Source organism: Sphaerochaeta sp. UBA5836 (genome assembly GCF_002432845.1).
Taxonomy (GTDB): domain Bacteria; phylum Spirochaetota; class Spirochaetia; order Sphaerochaetales; family Sphaerochaetaceae; genus Sphaerochaeta.
This window is the reverse complement of sequence record NZ_DJGW01000052.1, coordinates 10,981-12,194: the sequence shown is the minus strand read 5'-3', so window position 1 is coordinate 12,194 and position 1,214 is coordinate 10,981. Positions and strand designations below refer to the sequence as shown.

Sequence of the window (1,214 nt, the reverse complement as noted above, 5' to 3'; positions counted from 1 at the left end):
GGGAAGACGGTCGAGAAAGGTTGCGTAATAGGGCAGGGCGCGTACCAGAAAGGTTGCAACAGCGCTGAGCAGGATGGGGATCATGAAGGGTGGGTGGTCAGTCATACATACTCCTCGATATCGTCAGTGATTGCAGCGCCGAAAAAGCTTGCTGCGAGCATGGAGATGACAAATGCCCAACCGACGCCCAGATGCAGGAGCAAGATGAGAACGCTGTTGAGGATGGCCGAAATTGCTGCAATGAGGAGAACCTTGAAACCTTTCTGCCGGAACTCCTGGGCCAGCAGGGAGCTGAACATCGCATACAGGGTCACTCCAACTGCCAGTTGCAGGGCGGAGGGCAGAATCATGCCGACCAAAAAGCCTGCTGCGGTTCCGCACACCCAACCTGCATACGCTATGCCTTCCAAGCCTGCCAGGTAGTATTTGGTGATGGGTTGATTGTGCAGTACTGCAACGCTGAAAACCTCATCGGTGGTTCCATGGGCGAGCAGCGCACGCTGCCAACCTCCTATCCCCTTTGTGAGCTTGCGTGACAGTTCTGCTCCCATAAAGGTGTAGCGAAGATTGACCAACAGGACGCTGATGAATATTTCGGCCGGGATGGCACCTTTGCCTATGAGGTTTGCAGCAAGAAACTGCCCGCTTCCGGCAAAATTGGTCATGGAGAAGAGCACCGCTTCCCAAATTCTTAGTCCCAGGTCCCTGCACACCAGGCCGAAAGCCATTGCGGTTGGAAAGTACCCTACAAAGATGGGAAAGCCTTCTTTGCAGCCTTGTTTGAAGGTAAATTCTGATTGCATGTGCGTCAGGGTATTCTTTTACACCCTTTCTTGCAAGCCGCGGGTATGCTATCATAGCTTACTTTCGGAGGTGCCTATGGCTGTGTATCTCGCTAATACCGGGTTGGAAATCCTGCTCAAGGACGGTTCACTCGACCAGAAGCAAATGCTCGCGTGGTTCGAGGAAGCCGTGCGCATTCCCACCAAGTATGGATTTTATGCCACCAAGGTGCTGCAAAGCGGGCTTACATTGGTGTACCGCGTGGTTGCGAAAGGTTCCGATACGGAGATTGCCGGTCTGGATATGCATATGAGCGGACGTTGTCTCTGGTCGGCCAAACCCTTGGTTCGCATCGGGGAGGGGGAGGCCCTCTCCCTTACGCTGCTGATGACCAATCCCAGCGAGAGGAGCGCCTTCATTGCTACGCTGGT

At 54.1% G+C, this 1,214-nt stretch carries 1 protein-coding gene and 1 pseudogene; one reads left to right on the top strand and one right to left on the bottom strand.

Annotation, left to right across the window (positions count from 1 at the left end; translation table 11 throughout):
- Positions 1-101: 101 nt before the first annotated feature.
- Positions 102-803, bottom strand: coding sequence for an AzlC family ABC transporter permease (locus B3F49_RS03890; protein WP_293909096.1), 702 nt, complete (start codon positions 801-803; stop codon positions 102-104).
- 76 nt (positions 804-879) lie between these two features.
- Here B3F49_RS03890 and B3F49_RS03885 point away from each other — a divergent pair.
- Positions 880-1,214: pseudogene (locus B3F49_RS03885) on the top strand (hypothetical protein); the annotation flags it as partial.